Annotated in this window: 15 protein-coding genes; 9 read left to right on the plus strand and 6 right to left on the minus strand. The window is 30.6% G+C overall.

Features of this window, described 5'->3' with window-relative positions; translation table 11 throughout:
- Positions 1-73: 73 nt before the first annotated feature.
- The 6 genes from ACIQ06_RS08795 to ACIQ06_RS08820 all read right to left on the minus strand — a co-directional run bounded on the left by ACIQ06_RS08795 (position 74) and on the right by ACIQ06_RS08820 (position 7,623).
- The gene (locus ACIQ06_RS08795; protein ID WP_396145523.1) at positions 74-1,603 is read right to left on the minus strand and encodes an AAA family ATPase; all 1,530 of its coding nucleotides are present in this window, start codon (positions 1,601-1,603) and stop codon (positions 74-76) included.
- A gap of 210 nt (positions 1,604-1,813) precedes the next feature.
- Entirely contained in the window at positions 1,814-2,767 is a 954-nt protein-coding gene (locus ACIQ06_RS08800) for a hypothetical protein (RefSeq protein ID WP_396145525.1), read from the minus strand.
- Between the two features lie 224 nt (positions 2,768-2,991).
- On the minus strand, positions 2,992-3,894 hold the full coding sequence (locus ACIQ06_RS08805) for a hypothetical protein (RefSeq protein WP_396145527.1): 903 nt from the start codon (positions 3,892-3,894) through the stop codon (positions 2,992-2,994).
- Positions 3,895-3,990: 96 nt separating this feature from the next.
- Positions 3,991-4,359, minus strand: a complete 369-nt coding sequence (locus ACIQ06_RS08810; protein ID WP_396145528.1) for a hypothetical protein — start codon at positions 4,357-4,359, stop codon at positions 3,991-3,993.
- A gap of 72 nt (positions 4,360-4,431) precedes the next feature.
- Complete coding sequence (locus tag ACIQ06_RS08815; RefSeq protein WP_345094596.1) at positions 4,432-4,812, minus strand: RidA family protein; 381 nt, start codon at positions 4,810-4,812, stop codon at positions 4,432-4,434.
- A gap of 66 nt (positions 4,813-4,878) precedes the next feature.
- Complete coding sequence (locus ACIQ06_RS08820; protein ID WP_396145530.1) at positions 4,879-7,623, minus strand: putative LPS assembly protein LptD; 2,745 nt, start codon at positions 7,621-7,623, stop codon at positions 4,879-4,881.
- An 83-nt stretch (positions 7,624-7,706) separates the two neighbouring features.
- Between ACIQ06_RS08820 and ACIQ06_RS08825 the strand changes: the two genes are divergently transcribed.
- From ACIQ06_RS08825 to ACIQ06_RS08865, 9 genes are all read left to right on the plus strand, one after another.
- A complete protein-coding gene (locus ACIQ06_RS08825) occupies positions 7,707-8,876 on the plus strand; it encodes an N-acetylmuramoyl-L-alanine amidase (RefSeq protein ID WP_396145532.1) in 1,170 nt (389 codons plus the stop codon).
- Between the two features lie 35 nt (positions 8,877-8,911).
- On the plus strand, positions 8,912-9,862 hold the full coding sequence (locus tag ACIQ06_RS08830) for an MlaD family protein (RefSeq protein ID WP_396145534.1): 951 nt from the start codon (positions 8,912-8,914) through the stop codon (positions 9,860-9,862).
- 15 nt (positions 9,863-9,877) lie between these two features.
- Complete coding sequence (locus ACIQ06_RS08835; protein WP_396145535.1) at positions 9,878-11,212, plus strand: 4Fe-4S dicluster domain-containing protein; 1,335 nt, start codon at positions 9,878-9,880, stop codon at positions 11,210-11,212.
- Between the two features lie 85 nt (positions 11,213-11,297).
- The gene (locus ACIQ06_RS08840) at positions 11,298-11,744 is read left to right on the plus strand and encodes a phosphoheptose isomerase (protein WP_396145537.1); all 447 of its coding nucleotides are present in this window, start codon (positions 11,298-11,300) and stop codon (positions 11,742-11,744) included.
- Positions 11,745-11,820: 76 nt separating this feature from the next.
- Positions 11,821-12,612, plus strand: a complete 792-nt coding sequence (locus ACIQ06_RS08845; RefSeq protein ID WP_298303987.1) for a (Fe-S)-binding protein — start codon at positions 11,821-11,823, stop codon at positions 12,610-12,612.
- Between the two features lie 63 nt (positions 12,613-12,675).
- The gene (locus ACIQ06_RS08850) at positions 12,676-13,158 is read left to right on the plus strand and encodes an ABC transporter ATPase (RefSeq protein WP_396145538.1); all 483 of its coding nucleotides are present in this window, start codon (positions 12,676-12,678) and stop codon (positions 13,156-13,158) included.
- A gap of 15 nt (positions 13,159-13,173) precedes the next feature.
- Positions 13,174-16,173, plus strand: coding sequence for a glycoside hydrolase family 3 N-terminal domain-containing protein (locus ACIQ06_RS08855; RefSeq protein WP_396145540.1), 3,000 nt, complete (start codon positions 13,174-13,176; stop codon positions 16,171-16,173).
- A gap of 67 nt (positions 16,174-16,240) precedes the next feature.
- Positions 16,241-17,389 carry an N-acetyl-alpha-D-glucosaminyl L-malate synthase BshA gene (bshA, locus tag ACIQ06_RS08860; RefSeq protein WP_396145542.1) on the plus strand — a complete coding sequence of 383 codons (1,149 nt, stop codon included), beginning with the start codon at positions 16,241-16,243 and terminating at the stop codon, positions 17,387-17,389.
- Positions 17,386-17,808, plus strand: coding sequence for a protease complex subunit PrcB family protein (locus ACIQ06_RS08865; RefSeq protein ID WP_396145544.1), 423 nt, complete (start codon positions 17,386-17,388; stop codon positions 17,806-17,808). Before bshA ends, ACIQ06_RS08865 begins: the two co-directional genes overlap by 4 nt.
- Positions 17,809-17,952: the final 144 nt, after the last annotated feature.

A 17,952-nucleotide genomic window follows, 5' to 3' on the forward strand; every position in this document is an offset into this window, starting at 1 on the left:
AAAAACCTTTTCGATTTTAAATAAATCCAGTGCCTAGCAATTTCTTGAAACGGCTGTTGTAAGATGTTTTTTTTTATAATTCAGGTGAATATTTTTTTACCATATTTATTAAAAATAATTGTAAAGTTTCAAAATATATTTTTCCTTTTTCTGATTTTATTACTAAATTCCAACAATAGTCAAAGACTTCATTTGCATCTTTTAAATTTGAATTTTCAATTATTGTTTTGAATAAATAATGAGGGTTTTCATTTTCTAAATAGTACTCAATATTTACATTAGGGTTTTCACTTAAATAAGCCCTTGTTAAAAATTTTTCTGGACATTCATTTGAAAACAAAAAGTGTAAATTTTCTGTTGGAGGAAAAGTTAAAGCACCTTTATTTGATTTCATATTTTTCATATCACCATCTAAAATGCAAGCAAAACCAGATTTTATTTTTTTTAATTCATACGTTTCCATATGAGATATGAAATGAGTATAAGTTTTGTCAGCACTTCCTGAAATAATAATATTTATTAATTCTGAAAAATTATTAATGTTTTTATTTATTTCAACAGCTTTTATTGCTTCTTTGATTATTTTTTTTGCTTCTAAATCTTCACAATATAAGTCAATAAGAGGATAAGATTTTGAATCCATTTTGGACAACGAAGCACTTACACTTATGTTTTGTATTGCTTTGTATTCTCCTTTAGGATTTTTCTCAATAAAAATTCTAGAAGAATCATTTACTGAATCTAAAATTGTACCTGAATGAGTTGTAATAATAAATTGTTTATTTTCTATTGTACAAATATTTCTAATTACATCAATTAATCTTCTTTGAACTTTTGGATGTAGACCCATTTCAATTTCATCAATTAATATTAAAGCATTTTTTGGAGCTTCAACGATGTCAACAATAATTCTTGTTAATACTTCTTCGCCTGTTGCAGCATTATAACTTGAGTAATGATTTTGATTATTATATTCGAAGGTTTCTTTATCTAAATGTTGGGCAATTTTTTTTATTTCAAATTTTTCTTCTAGAATAAAAGACATATATTTTTCTATTTCTGAAACTTTTGTTGTTGATATTGCTTGTGTTGTGGCTTTTTTAGACAAACTATACATTTTATCACTATAAAATCTAGCAGGAACAATTCTATCTAAATCAATAAATATAACTTGTCTATGAGTAAATTGACTTTCTTTTTTTCCAATACCATTCCATTTTTTTGTGTTTTTTTTTCTTTGTCCTCTTTTTGTTTCAATTTTTTTTCCAGTTTTATATGTAATGAAATATGTCCAATCTTCATTTTGAATATCGTGTGATGTTGTTTTCATCAAAGAACCCCAAGTGTGTCTTTCTAAATTACCATTTTTAGGATTTCTCTTTAAAAAGTCATAATGACAACACGCTAAAGCCATCAAAATAGTTGACTTACCTGAACGATTTGTTCCTGAAATTATTGAAATAGGATTTTTAAAGCAAATTTTTAATTCTGAAATATGTCTAAATGGTTCAAACTTTAATTCAGTCAAAAATATTGGATATGTTTTTTCTTCTGCGACATTTATTTTGTCAAAGAAATCTTTATCGGAGTTTATATTTATCATATTTCTTCATTTTCGGTAAAATTTCTGCTAACTATTGTAAATTTATAACTTTATTATACACATACATCCAAAAACGTTCCCAAGCTTGGCGTCAGTTGCTAACTTCGGAACTGATTATTTTCTGTTAAATATAATATTTCTTGCGAAAATTAAACGTGAATTTACTTCAAAATTCGCAATCTTGCTAAACGCTTGTTAGCAACAATTGTTTTATCCTGTAGCTTTCCAAGAATCATTGATGTCAAATTCATGCCCGCGAGCTTGTGAATTATGAAAATTAATCACTATTTGTTCAACTATTCCCATTGATTCATACGTTTTTAGAGCATTAGGAAATAGTTTAATATAATCTGCAATAAAAATACTAAACATAAAAAAAGCTACACGCATATTAAAAATAGCTAATTTAATATATGATTCTTCTCCTTTCGTGAACATGTTAGCATATTGAAAAACTGAAACATTTGATGGATGCGAATAAAGAGAAAAGTAGCCGTAAATATGATCTAATTTATCTTCTCTAATATTCATCGTTTTTACTAATTCTCTCCAACTTAAAAATTCAACTTGGTCATCTTGAAATCTTATCAAATAGTCTCTTTCTTTTAGTTTAGTTCTAATTTTTCCTTGATTTTTTTCATCTAGTTTTTGAAATATAGGATTGTTTTCTATTCCAATTAGAATGTTATCCATCTGTTTTTTTTCGCGCTCTGCTTTTTCTTTATTTTCTTCAGTTGTTAGAACTGAATCAAATCTTTGTCTATATGAAAGACCAGCATGAACCCAAAGAAAATAAATTATTTGCCTTTCATATTTATCTTTAGTTACTCTATATATTAGATTAAACATTCCTGTAGTTTCGTAAACATTTCTAATTAATGAAGCGAGTATAGTTGAATCAATTATATTATTTAAACTTTTACCAGTTGTTGAAACATATGATACACCATCAAGGACATTTTTAATATGCAATGCTTTTGTCATCATCATCTGAATCAAAATTTTTGCGTCAGCTTCTGCGTAATCATTTACATCTTCGTCATGGTGAATATCTACAGCTTGAAATAAAAAATCTATGTAAATATCAAGCAAATCCTGGCAGTCAGAAATAGTTTCACACCAAAAAAATCTTTTGCATTTTCTTCTCAATTCTTCTAATTCCATAATGTTGTTAATTTAAGGTGTCTTCATCTCAACAATTGCAGCTAACTTGTATATAAGTCTGACACTATCATCCTAATACAACAGTCTAAAAATCTTCCCAAATATAACCAATTCCTACAAATATAAACTACGTAGAAATACCTGTTTTTCACTAAATCCAACTAAAAGCGTTATTATTTAAAAAAGCCAATTCTGAAATTGATAAATAATTAATAACAAATCAATTACTCCATATCACTAACCGAATTCACTATAAAAACTATTTGAAACTTTACAGCATCTTTTTTAGAATTGGGAAACTTCTCGTTGTTGATTCTTTTCTCAAATTCTTTCATTAGTTCCTCATCAATGTCATCTTTTACAGCATATCGTATCTCATTGGTATCTTTTTTTAATTCAAATTGAATAAAAATTCTTCCAGATTTAGTCGAAGTTTTGAATAGCTCTTCAAAAATTAAGTTGGTTCTGTCTAAAATAAATTTAATATCTTCTAAGCTTGTATTTTCTTTGAGTTCTTCATCTGTATTCAACAACTTAATTTTTTCAATCCTAGTTTCTTTTTTTCCTTTTTCAGCTATAGTTTTTTCGGTTTTCAATCTTGGAGCTTCGTCTAGCCACATCAATTTTAAATCTTTTTTTAGAATGTTTAAAATATAATTATGCTCTTTAGTTTCAACAATCAGCAACGGCTCATCAATGTCAAACGATATGACCGACCAATAATAACGAAGTTCCTGCTCATTAGCTTTTCGTATTGTAAAATCTTGCGCTACTTCATTTTTAAACTCTTCCCAAATAATCTTAGTGTCTTCAACGTCCTGACTCATTTTTCCTTCGATAATTAAATTATCTACATGAAATTCAACTCTTCCTTTTTCAATGGCTTGAATTTTTTTATTGTCTTTGTAGCGTTTCCACAACTCTGGACCAATTATTAAAGTATTTTGCAATAATTTATTGTTATCAGAATTTGATAAATATTGTGCGATTAATTTTTTGGCTTTTTCAACTACCTTAGGATCACAATAGTTGTAAACAATTCCTTTTGGTATGGTAATAGTTTCTTTATCTTGAGCAAAAGAAAAGTTGATACAAAGAAGTAAAAGCAATAGGGTAGTTTGTTTCATAGCTTTAGGTTTAGATGAAAAATAATTTAATTCATTGAAACCAAATATAGATAAATAGTTTCAAAAAATCACTAGGTAGTTTTACTTGATTTTAAATCACAATTTTCTATACTTAATAAAATACAAAAGCATCAATACTAAATAGGGAAGAGTTGATAGAGCAATTTTGTAATTCAAAGCCATAACTCCAATAAAGAAAAAGAAAAGCACTAAAATACCCAAAAGAAGAACGGCTAAAGTATTAAGTTTTCTATTAAAGTTGGGAATGACAGCTCCTAAAAGCAATACCATTTGAGTTAAAAATCCAATAAGAATTATAGGATGCGTGAAGTTGCTAATCCAACTTTCAGTTTTAGAGAAAATTTCTATTTCACCTTGAAAAATAAACATAGCATTATTAGGAGGCCATTCTAAATAACAAAATTGAAAGGCAATGAATAAAGCTATATTTAAAAGACGTTTCATTACTAAAAATATAGTTTGTAGTAATCAAAGCTACAAAATAATTTTCAAAATTTACCTTAGTAATTGGTGTTTCTACTTAACAGCAGTCATCGAAATTTCAACATTTACACCTTTAGGCAAACCAGCTACTTGCACGGTTTCTCTTGCTGGTGCTGTTTTCTCGTCGAAGTAGCTTCCGTAAACGCTGTTTATTCTGGCAAAATCGTTCATATCCATGATGAAAATCGTTGTTTTTACTACGTTTTCAAAAGTCATTTCAGCAGCTTCTAGAACGGCTTTCATGTTTTCCATTACTTGTTTGGTTTCGGTTTCGATATCGTCTAAAACCAATTCCATTGTTGCAGGATTCAAAGCAATTTGTCCAGAAGTATAAAGTGTATTTCCCACCAAAACTGCTTGATTGTAAGGTCCAATAGGAGCAGGAGCCTTATCTGTAATAATTATCTTTTTCATAAATTTAATATCTAAAATCTAACACCTAAAACCTAACACCTAACACCCAATACCTAAAACCTAAAATTATCTCAACGTTTGATCTCTTTGTTGTTGTTTGTCATACTTAATATCACTCAAGACACCAGCTTTGATTCCAATAAAGAATCCCCAAAATGAATTTTGTCCAAATGGCGACCAGTTGAAACTCATGTTCCAGCTCATTAAATCACGATTCAAACGTATCTGAGTAAAAGTTACACCTTTATTGGTGAAATCATATCCAGAGGAAACTCCGATAGTCCATTTAGGTGTCAAATTAGTATTTGCAGAAACCATCAAGGAATGACTGGAGATTTTCTTTTCACCACTCAAATTGGAGTAGGTGACCGAATAAGCTAAATTAACATCCCAGGGTATTTCGGCATTATAAAAACCACTAAATTCCTCTTCTTCCTCTTCATTTGGATCAGTTTCTTGGGGTAAATTTATTTCGGCATTATTTCCAAATAAATCATCTTCACGACCACCATTTCTGGCACCTTGAATATTTTTCTTTTTATCGTCTTTAGAACTGGTTAACGAATAATTTATAGTCATATTGGCGCTGGTCATTCTAAAAAGTCCACCACCATTTTCAATATTAAAAGTATTGATTCTTTGATTTTTAGCACCAAGTGCATAAGGATCTAAAGTTGCAGCAAAGTTTACATTCATTTTTTGCTTGAACAATAAAGTTCCACCACTAATACGCATTGGCGACCAACGTAAAGTATCCGCTGCCATGTCATAATTAGCTTGAAAAGTCAAGTTGTTTAATAAAATAATTTTCTTTGGTGCAGTTGCAGTAGAATCTTTATCTCTTACTTTGGCTTCAAATTTATTGTTAATGCTAAATCCAATATTGTTAGCAAATGATTCACCCGGTGCACCAAAAGCACCGTTTTCAAATCTTGTATATCTAGCCATCGTTCCACTTGCGTCAGAAGCATAGGTATCGTAATATTTTTCAAAACTTGGCAAATAACTATGAGAAATAGAAGGTGTAATAGTATGACGAATCGATTGAATTTTGGCAGTTTCTTTAAATTTGAAGGTACCATAAATTACCGTTCCAATAGAGTTTGAAAACGAGTAAGTTCTAAAAGCATCAAAACCATTTACATCTCTAGTAACCACTTTTCCAGTAGGAAGACCAGGTGGGTTTGAAGTGACTTGAAACTCTTTTCTAATGGTTTTTAAATACCAAGTTTCTTGATAATTAACCGAGGTTGATACACTAAAATGTTTGAATACTTTAAAGTTAGTACTTAAGGGAATGGAATGTTGCATTCCTGTTCTAGCTTGATCAAACATTTCTTTTTTGAAAAATAAAGTGTCCGTTGTTTGAAATTGGTTTTCAGCTCTAAGGTTGTATTGTAAATTGATGTTTTTGATAAACCCTTTTTTGATTCCATCTTTTGGAGCAAAAGGAAATATTCTGTCAACACTTGCCTGAAGCGTTGGTAAAGTCATACTTATTTGCTTGGTTTGGGTATTCTGTGAATGATTTGCCGTAACCGATAAGTTCACTTGCGGTACAGAATTAAATGTTTTCTGATAGGAAATAGACGAATTTAAAGTATTGTTTAACGAGGAACCAATATTTGCAATATTTATGGATTGTTGAAAATATTGACTACTTCCTAAATTTACAGAAGCCGAAAATCTAGAATTCGGATTCGATTTAGGGTCTTTCATGTGCGACCATTGAATGTTATAAACTCTACTTTTAGAATAATCAGGAAAACCTCTTTCGCTATTAATTTGGTTTTCAAAACGTACGTTTACATTTCCGTTAAAATTATATTTACTGGCATAACTCGATTCAAATCGCAAGGCATAACTTCCGTTGGTAAAATAATCACCGAGAACGGTCAAATCATATTTATCGCTTAAAGCAAAATAATATCCTCCGTTTTGTAAAGCATAACCACGAGTATTATTTTGACCAAAACTTGGTGGAATAATTCCTGAACGACTTTTTTCTGTAATAGGAAAGAAGGCAAAAGGCAACGCAATTGGTGTTGGTACATTGGCTATGTACATGTTTGTCAATCCGACAACTACTTTTTTACCTGGAACTAATTTGGCTTTTCTTGCAAAGAAATAGTATTCAGGATCATCAAGATCTTTGGCAGTAGTGATTCGAGCGCCTTTCATAAAATAAACAGAATCGTTTTCTTTTTTAACGACATCTGTTCTTATGTTCATTTCTTGTTGTGATGTTCTAGAATTCCAAATTAACGCTTTCTTAGTTTTGTAGTTGAATCGGATGGAATCGGGTTCAACAATATTGGAACCTTGTTTAAATAAAGGAAGTTGGGTGTAGTTACCTAAAGAATCTTTTAATCTACCAGCATAAACTTCATTCTTTTCGTAGTCAAAAACAATAATACCCGATTTTAATTCGTAGTCTAAGTAGTTTAATTCGGCACCATCGTAGAGTGTGATTATTTTTTTCTTTTGGTCAAACTTAGCATACTTTTTTGCACGATATTTTACCTTTCCTTCAAGCACTGATTTCATTTTTTTAACGGTATCGAGCTTTAAAGTGTCAATTTTTTTAATCGTAGGATTAGGTAAATCAGGTTCTGATTCTAACGGTTTTTCAGGCTTATTTGCTTGATTTTTAGCAGGAAAAGATTTCTTACTTTTAGGCAAATCTTGCGCAAATAAATTGGAACTTCCAATTGTTAGGAAATATGCTGATAAAACGATATAAAATAAGTTTGTACGCAAAGGTTTAAATGCTATTTTTGTAAAAATATGGCTTGATTTTTGAAGAGCCAAACTTACATATTATTTTTCGTCAAAAATAGATAAATAATAAATTTATAACCTTGCAGTTTTAATTAAAATTAACTTTTGTAACAATGATTAACACAAATAGAATCAAATATACGTTTTCTTTAACATTATTGTTGTGTTCCTTAATTGGTTTTTCGCAATCCAATAAATTTAAAGTAGCTTTAGATGCCGGACATGGAGACCATGATTATGGTGCAGTATATAATGGTCACATCGAAAAGAATATCAACTTGGCCATAACTTTAAAAGTTGGTAAGATATTAGAAAAGAACTCTAGCATAGATGTTATATACACAAGAAAAACCGATGTTTTCATTGGATTGGTAGAACGTGCCAATATCGCAAACAGAGCTGATGCAAATATATTTGTATCTATTCACTGTAATGCTAACAAGAATACTGTTGCGGATGGAACTGAGACTTATGTAATGGGTATGTCTAAAAATGCTTCTAATCTTGAAGCTGCAAAAAGAGAAAATGAGGTAATTACTTATGAAAAGGATTATAAGCAAAAATACCAAGGTTTTGATCCTAACAAACCAGAAACGATGCTTGGAATGACTATTATGCAAGAAGAATTTATTGAAAATAGTATTGCTTTAGCTGGTAAAATTCAAGATAGATTTGTGCAAGATTTAGGTAAAAAAAGTAGAGGTGGAGGCGTAAAGCAAGCTCCTTATATGGTTTTGCATAAAGCTTACATGCCGAGAGTTCTTATTGAAACAGGTTTTTTATCAAATTCAGTTGAAGGAGCTATTTTAGATTCTGAGGAAGGGCAACAAGATATTGCTGAAGCTATTGCTAAAGCTATCATCAGTTACAAAAAAGATTTCTTTGATGGTGGTGAAGTAGATGCAACTCCAGAAATAAAACCATCTCAAAGAGTTGAAGACAAACCAATAAAAACTACTCCAGAACCAAAGAAAGTAGATTCTGTTATTAAAAAAACGGAACCTAAAGTTGAAGCAAAACCAACTGCAAAAGGAGTGGTGTTTAAAGTTCAAATATCGGCTAGTTCTAAGAAGTTAGAAACTACACCAAGCAACTTCAATGGATTGAAAAATATATCTAGTTCTTACAATAATAGTATCTATAAATATATGTATAGTGAAACATCAAATTACGATGAAGCCAAAAAATTATTACAAGATGCCAAAAACAAAGGTTACGCATCAGCATTTATTATTGCTTTTAAAGATGGGAAAAGCATAGATGTGAAAGATGTTATCAAATAATATACTATTTTTGTAACCTAAAAAAAACAACAATTTTGAAATTATCAAGAGAAATTAAAACCGCTATTTTAGTTATTGCCTCTATTTTATTATTTATTTGGGGTTATAGCTTTTTAAAAGGAAGAGACTTATTTACTAACTACAAAAATTTATATGTAGAATATGTCAATGTTGAAGGATTAACAGTTTCTTCTCCTGTTACTATTAACGGATTGGTTGTTGGAAAAGTAAATAGTATAGTTATCAATAATGAAACAGGAAAAATTAAAGTTGAAATGCAAATCAATTCTGATTTTCCTATTAAGAAAACTAGTGTTGCCGAAATTTATGCTCCAAGTCCAATTGGTGGAAAACAAATATCTATTTCACCAACTAAAGAAGGTCAAGATGCTGTAGATGGCGATTTTCTAATTTCTTCAAGCAAACTTGGTTTAACAGATGAATTAGCAAAGCAAATAGAACCTCTAAAAGATAAAATCACCAAACTTCTTGATAATGCTAATGTAATGTTAGAAAATGTAAATCAAGTTTTGGATGCAAAATCTAAAGAGAATCTTAGAAATAGTTTGGCTAACTTAAACGAGACTTTAGCACAATTTAAAGGTGCTTCAAAAGAAGTAAACGAAATGTTAGCTCAAAACAAGTCTAAAATTAGTGGAACTATGTCGAATGTTGAAAAAGCTTCTGCAAATTTCTCTAAAGTTTCTGATTCTTTGGCTAAAGCAAATATTGGTCAAACGGTTAAGAATTTAGAAAAAACACTTGCCAACGTTGATAAAATGATGGGCGATATGCAATCTGGTAAAGGAACAATGGGTAAATTGATGAAAGACGACGCGATGTATAATAATTTTACCAAAACTTCTAAAGAATTGGAGTTATTATTACAAGACTTAAGATTAAACCCAACACGCTATGTTAACGTTTCACTTTTCGGAAAGAAAAACAAACCTTACGTTGCGCCAATAAACGATACAATTAAATAGAATAAAACGACTATTATGGGAATTTTAGCCAATATATTTTTTGCACTATTATTAATTATAGGATTTGGATATTTTACAATTAATGTAAAGAAACTTATCCGAAACATTAAACTTGGACAAGATGTAAACCGTTCCGATAATTCTTCTGAAAGATGGAAGAACATGGCAATGATTGCTCTTGGTCAATCTAAAATGGTAAAAAGACCTGTTGCAGGTTTTCTTCATATTATTGTATATGTAGGTTTTGTAATCATCAATATTGAATTATTAGAAATCATCATCGACGGACTTTTTAGTACGCATAGAGTTTTCAAATTCATGGGTGGTTTGTATGATGTGCTTATTGGTTCGTTCGAAATTCTTGCCTTTTTAGTGCTTGTTGCTGTAATCATTTTTTGGATTAGAAGAAATGTTACTAAACTTAAGCGTTTTGCAAGTTCTGATTTGGATGGTAAACCAAGAAATGATGCGAATTACATTTTATATTTTGAAGTTGTTCTAATGTCATTATTCCTTTTAATGAACGCTGCTGATTTGCATCTTCAAAATCTTCCAGAAGTTTTTGGTCATTATGAAAAAGCAGGTTCGTTTCCAATTTCACAGTTTCTAACTCCAATTTTTGACGGAATGAGTACCCAATTGGTATTCATGTTGGAAAGAACATTTTGGTGGTTGCACATTATCGGAATTTTAATTTTCTTAAACTATTTATATTTCTCAAAGCATTTACATATTCTTTTAGCGTTTCCAAATACGTATTTTGCGGATTTAAATGCTAAAGGAAAATTTGATAATCTAGAAAGTGTTACCAAAGAAGTAAAGTTAATGATGGATCCAAATGCCGATCCATTCGCAGCGCAACCTGTTGATGAAAATGCAGTTCCAAGTAAATTTGGTGCTTCAGATGTAATGGATTTGAATTGGGTGCAATTATTAAACGCATACACATGTACCGAATGTGGACGTTGTACTTCTGCTTGTCCAGCTAATGAAACAGGTAAAAAATTGTCTCCACGTAAAATCATGATGGACACAAGAGATAGATTAGAAGAAGTTGGAAGAAATATTGATAAAAATAAAGGTGTTTTTGTTCCAGATAACGTATCGTTATTAAACAACTACATTACAGCAGAAGAATTATGGGCGTGTACTTCATGTAATGCGTGTGTTGAAGAATGTCCAGTTAATATTAGTCCATTGTCAATTATAATGGATATGCGTCGTTTCTTGGTTATGGAGCAAAGTGCTGCGCCACAATCATTAAATGCAATGATGACTAATATTGAAAATAATGGTGCACCATGGCAATACAATCAAATGGATAGATTGAATTGGAAAGATGAACAATAAAAAATTAAAATAAATGATAATTTTCCATGTTGTGAGGATTGGAAACTTGTCTAAATGAATGTGAAATAATAAAATTAAAAAAAAAATGAAAGCGAAAGACATTGACAAAACCTTACAACCAGTTACTGAAAACGGACAACATTTAAGTCCAATTTTACCAGAAGGAGTTAAGAATTATTTAATAGACATTGACGGAACCATCTGTGATGATATTCCAAACGAAGAACCAGAAAGAATGTTAACCGCAGAGGTATATCCAGATGCATTAGTAACATTAAATCGTTGGTATGACGAAGGTCACATTATCTTTTTCTTCACTTCTAGAACAGAAGCGCATAGAGAATATACTGAGCGTTGGTTAAAACAACACGGTTTTAAATATCATGGAATGGTAATGGGAAAACCTCGTGGAGGAAATTACCATTGGATTGATAATCATTTAGTGAAAGCGACTCGTTACAGAGGAAAATTCACTGATTTAATAGAAAAAGAAGTAACCATCGAGGTTTTTGACGATGGACAACATGAGTAATATTAAATATAAGATTTTAGATATTAGATTTTCAAAATATATCTAATATCTAAAATCTAAAATCTAAAATTAAAAGATGTCAGAAGTATTGAACGTGCCAACAATGGCAGAGATGTTAGCTCAAGGCAAGCAACCAGAAGTATTATTTTGGGTGGGTTGCGCAGGAAGTTTTGACGATAGAGCAAAAAGAATAACCAAAGCATTTGTACGAATTTTAAATCGTGCTAATGTAGAATTTGCCGTACTTGGAACAGAAGAAAGTTGCACCGGTGATCCTGCAAAACGTGCTGGAAACGAGTTCCTTTTTCAAATGCAAGCCATGATGAACATTGAGGTTCTAAATGCTTATGAAGCTAAGAAAATCGTAACAGCTTGTCCGCATTGCTTCAATACTTTAAAAAATGAATATCCAGAATTAGGTGGAAAATATGAAGTTATTCATCATACAGAATTTCTTAAATCATTACTAGATTCAGGCAGATTAACCATTGAAGGTGGACAATTTAAAGGTAAAAGAATTACTTTTCACGATCCATGTTATTTAGGAAGAGCTAACAATATCTATGAAGCTCCGAGAGATTTAATTCAAAAATTGGATGCCGAATTGGTTGAAATGAAACGTTCTAAAGCCAACGGACTTTGTTGCGGAGCAGGTGGAGCACAAATGTTTAAAGATGCTGAAAAAGGAAACAAAGAAATCAACATCGAAAGAACCGAAGATGCTCTTGAAACCAAACCAGATATTATTGCAGCAGGTTGTCCTTTTTGTAATACTATGATGACTGATGGAGTTAAAAACAAAGAAAAAGAAGCTGAAGTAAAAGTTCTTGATATTGCCGAATTAATAGCAAATGCTCAAGATTTATAAAATAATAAATTAAATATTAGTTTTTAAATATCTAATATCTAATATCAAAAATCTGATATTACAATGTACATACCATTTGAAAATTTACCTCAAGAATCTAGAATATGGATTTACCAATCCAGTAGAAAATTTTCTGATGAAGAAGTTGCTGAAATTGAAAAAGATTTGATGCAATTTATTGAAAATTGGTCAGCTCACGGAACTTCACTAGAAGCTTCATTTACAATAAAATATAATCGTTTTATTATTATATCTGTTAATCAAGAATTTCATCCTGCAACTGGATGTTCTATAGATTCATCGGTTGGATTTATTCAAAACTTAGAACAAAAATACAGTGTAGATTTATTAGATAAAATGAATGTTGCTTTTAAACAAGGCGAATTTATTACTTATAAAACACTTTTAGAATTTAAAAAACTAGCAAAAGATAAATCGGTTTCTGAAAACACAATAGTTTTCAATAATCTCGTTAATACTATTGAAGAACTCAATGAAGGTTGGGAAATTCCTGCAAGTGAAAGCTGGCACAGTAGATTCTTTTAATTTTTATCTCCTTTCATGAAAAATATAAGTAAGCTACTTTTATTGTTTGTAATAATAACTTTTGTAACCAATTGCGGACCTACAAAGGGCAAATCTTCTGTTGGTGTAATTAAAAAACCTGAGTTAGTAATTGAGGAAGATCTTTATATTCCAGTTCCAAAATCAGAGCGTAAAAATTATTTCAAAGAAACTTCATTAGAAACTAAATGGGTTGATAGTATTTATACTCAAATGACTTTTGAAGAAAAAGTTGGACAATTGTTTATGGTTGCTGCATATTCTAATAAGGATACTGTTCATTTCAATGCTGTTGAAAAGTTAGTTACTCAAAATAAAGTAGGAGGATTAATATTTTTTCAAGGTGGTCCAGTTCGACAAGCCAAATTGACTAATCGTTTTCAAGCAAAATCAAAAGTGCCATTGTTTATTGGAATTGATGCAGAATGGGGATTGAGTATGCGTTTAGATTCCACTTACAAATATCCATGGAATACCACACTTGGAGCAATAAAAGATTTGCGACTTATAGAAAAAGTGGGTAGGAATATGGCTCAAGAAGCCAAACGAATTGGAGCACATTTCAACTTCGTTCCAGTTTTAGATATTAATACCAATCCTAAAAATCCTATCATTGGACATCGTTCTTTTGGTGAAAACAAAGTAAATGTTACCGAGCACGCCATTGCTATAATGGAAGGAATTCAAAGTGAAGGTGTCTTTTGTACAGGAAAGCATTTTCCAGGACATGGTGATACTGCTTTAGATTCTCATTATGCTCTGCCTTTGGTGAATTTTACAAAAGACCGATTAGAAAAAGTTGAATTGTATCCTTACAAGAGAATGTTTGATGAAGGATTAGTCTCTGTTATGGTAGCCCATTTGAACATTCCAAGTATTGAGCCACGAGATAATTTTCCGACTTCTGTTTCGTATAATGTGGTAACTAATTTGCTTCAAGAGGAATTGGGATTTGATGGTTTGATTTTTACTGACGCCTTGAATATGAAAGCAGCAAGTAAGTTCATGAAACCCGGAGATATCGATTTAGAAGCTTTTATGGCTGGAAATGATATTTTACTCTTTGCAGAAAATGTTCCTTTGGCTTATCAAAAAATTTCTGAAGCCTATAATAATGGACTAATTACAGAAGAGCGTTTAGCAAAATCGGTTAAAAAAATATTGGCTCATAAGTTCAAAATTGGATTGAACAACTATAAACCAGTTGATGTAAAAAATATAGCATCCGATTTGAATACTACATTTAAAGATGCGTTGCAATATCAACTTTTCGAGCATGCTACAACGGTTTTAAAAAATAAGGATAACATTCTTCCAATCAAAAATCTTGACCAAAAGATTGCATATGTGAAGTTGGGTGATGATGTAAATTCTTCTTTTGTAAACACTATAAAAAAATATACTGAAATAACCGAAATTTCAGAAGATAACATTGACTCACTTAAAGTAAGACTTAAAGACTATAATACTGTCATAGTAGGTTTTCACAAATCGGATAGAGCTTGGAAAAAACATGATTTTTCTGAAACAGAATTGGTTTGGCTTCAAGAAATTGCTAAAAATAATGTAGTAATTTTAGATGCTTTTACTAAACCTTATTCTTTGTCTGCAATATCAAGTTTTGATGATATTGAAGGAGTGGTAATGTCTTATCAAAATGGTGACATTGCTCAAGAAGTTAGTGCTCAATTACTTTTTGGTGCTTTTGAACCTCAAGGAAAATTACCTGTAACAATCAACGAAGAGTTTAAAGAAGGTTTCGGACTAAGAACTGATAAATTAAATAGATTAGGGTTCACTGCACCTGAAAATGTAGGTATGAGTCCAAGTATTTTATCTAAAATTGATGTTTACGCTAAAAAAGCTATTGATGGTAAAATGGCTCCAGGAATGCAAATTTTAGTTGCAAGAAGAGGTAAAGTTATTTTTCAAAAGTCCTATGGATATCATACTTATGATAAGCAAACAAAAGTATCTAATTCAGATATTTATGACGTAGCTTCGATTACAAAAATGGTAGCTACATTACCAAATGTAATGCAACAATATGATAAAGGAAAAGTAACTTTAGATTCCAAATTGGGCGATATGTTACCAATGTTTCAAGGAACCAACAAGCAAGACATTGTTTTTAAAGATTTACTTTCTCATTATGCAAAGCTACAAGCGTGGATTCCTTTTTACAAAAACACTTTAGATGCTGAGAAATGTCCATCTGATAAAATATATAGTTTGTATAATAAAGAAGGATTTAATTATCAAGTTGCTGAGAATCTATACATCAGAAATGATTATCAAGATAGTATTTTAAAACAGATTGCTGATAGTAAACTTTTAGACAAAAAAGAATATAAATACAGCGATTTTACTTTTATCATTTTAAAAGAATATCTAGAAAAAGCTACTGGAAAAACTCTTGATAAATTGAGTACAGAGAATTTCTATAAAACTTTAGGAATGAACAATACCATGTTTAATCCACTTAGAAAGTTTGATTATAGTGTAATTCCACCAACAGAAAATGATAATTATTTTCGTCATACTATAATTCAAGGTTATGTTCATGACATGACAGCAGCTATGCAAGGTGGTGTTGCTGGACATGCTGGAATTTTTTCAAATGCTATGGATATTGCCAAAATGATGCAATTGTATCTTCAAAAAGGTAATTATGGTGATAAACAATATTTTTCTCCTTCAACATTTGATACTTTCAATACGTGTCATTTCTGTTCAGAAGGAAATAGGAGAGGATTAGGTTTTGACAAACCTCAATTAGGAAAAGAAGGTCCTACTTGTGGATGTGTATCCATGTCGAGTTTTGGACATACAGGTTTTACAGGAACTATAGCTTGGGCTGACCCAGAAACTGAAATTGTATATGTGTTTCTGTCAAACAGAACTTATCCTGGTAATACAGAGGTGAATAAACTTTCCAAAGAAAACATTAGAGAAGATATTCAGAAGATTATCCAAGAAGCTATTTTAGATAAATAGATTTTTAATTATTTGTTAACGAATTTCATTAGGATTTTCAGTAACTTCGTACTTCTAAAAATCAGCAATGAAAATAGCAATAGTTTGTTATCCAACTTTTGGTGGAAGTGGTGTTGTAGCTACTGAACTCGGTCTTGAATTAGCACATCGCGGACACGAAATTCATTTTATTACCTACAAGCAACCTGTTCGTTTGGCACTTCTAAACTCAAATGTGCATTACCACGAAGTGAATGTTCCTGAATACGCTTTGTTTCATTATCAACCATATGAATTGGCACTATCTAGCAAATTGGTAGATATGGTAAAATTATATGGTATTGAGTTATTACATGTTCATTATGCAATTCCACATGCTTATGCAGGTTATATGGCTAAGCAAATGTTGAAAGATGAAGGAATTAACATTCCAATGGTTACAACGCTTCATGGCACTGATATTACCTTAGTAGGAAAGCATCCATTTTATAAAACAGCTGTTTGTTTCAGTATCAACAAATCGGATGTAGTTACTTCTGTTTCGCAGAGTTTAAAAGACGATACATATAAACATTTTGATATAAATAAAGAAATTCATGTTATTCCAAACTTTATAGAGTTAGAAAAGCATCGCAATGAACCCTTGATATCTTGCCAACGTTCTGTAATGGCTGAAAAGCATGAAAGTATAATTACTCACATAAGTAATTTCAGAAAAGTAAAAAGAATTCCTGATGTAGTTAAGATTTTCTTCAAAATACAACAACAAATTCCAGCCAAATTGATGATGGTAGGTGATGGTCCAGAACGAGAGATTGCCGAAAGAATGTGCGAAGAACTTGGAATTCAAGATAAAGTGATTTTCTTTGGAAATAGTAATGAAATTGATCAAATTCTTTCTTATTCAGATTTATTTCTATTGCCATCTGAGACAGAAAGTTTTGGTTTAGCCGCTTTAGAAGCAATGGCTTGGTCTGTTCCTGTTATTTCAAGTAATTCTGGAGGTTTGCCAGAAGTGAATTTTGACGGAGTTTCAGGATATTTAAGTAATGTAGGTGATGTTGATGAAATGGCTGAAAATGCTATAAAAATTTTAAGCAATATTGACACTTTAAATGCGTTTAAAGAAAATGCTTTATCGGTAGCAAAACAATTTGACATAAAAAATATATTGCCAATTTATGAAGAAATCTATCAAAAAGCAATTGAAAAATCTAAGCAAATAAATTTATCATGATAAAAAAACTCGTTGCAATTTTATTAGTTATAACACTTTTTTCTTGCTCTTCATCAAAACCTCCAATGATTTCAGAACCTATGTATGATGTTCTTTTTGGTAGTGAATATGGTGGAGCCTCTTTTCAATTTTACGAAATTGTATCAGATGAAAAGGAATTTAATATTTTACTAACAGATGATATGATAAAACCCTATGTAAAAAAGGAAGATATAGAAACTTGTAATTTTATATTAGTCAACATGGGTGAAAAAAAATCAGGTGGTTATACTCTAGAAGTTCAAAAGGTAGAAGAATTAGCTGACAAAGTAATTGTCACTTTAAAAGAAATTGAACCTAAAGGAGTAGCCACAATGGCAGTTACTAAACCATGTTATGTAATAAAAATAAAATCTAAGAAGCCAATAGAAATAAGATAAAAAAAATCCCGATTGAAAAAGAGGGCACTGAAAAAGTCCTTTAAGTAATAAGTATAATAATTTAAGGAGTAGAAAACTTAGTTTTTCTGCTCTTTTTTTTGTATATTTAGCTGTAATTATAGAGTTTTATAGATGTTATTAAAG

The sequence above is a fragment of the Flavobacterium sp. genome (genome assembly GCF_044341265.1).
In the GTDB taxonomy this organism is placed as follows: domain Bacteria; phylum Bacteroidota; class Bacteroidia; order Flavobacteriales; family Flavobacteriaceae; genus Flavobacterium.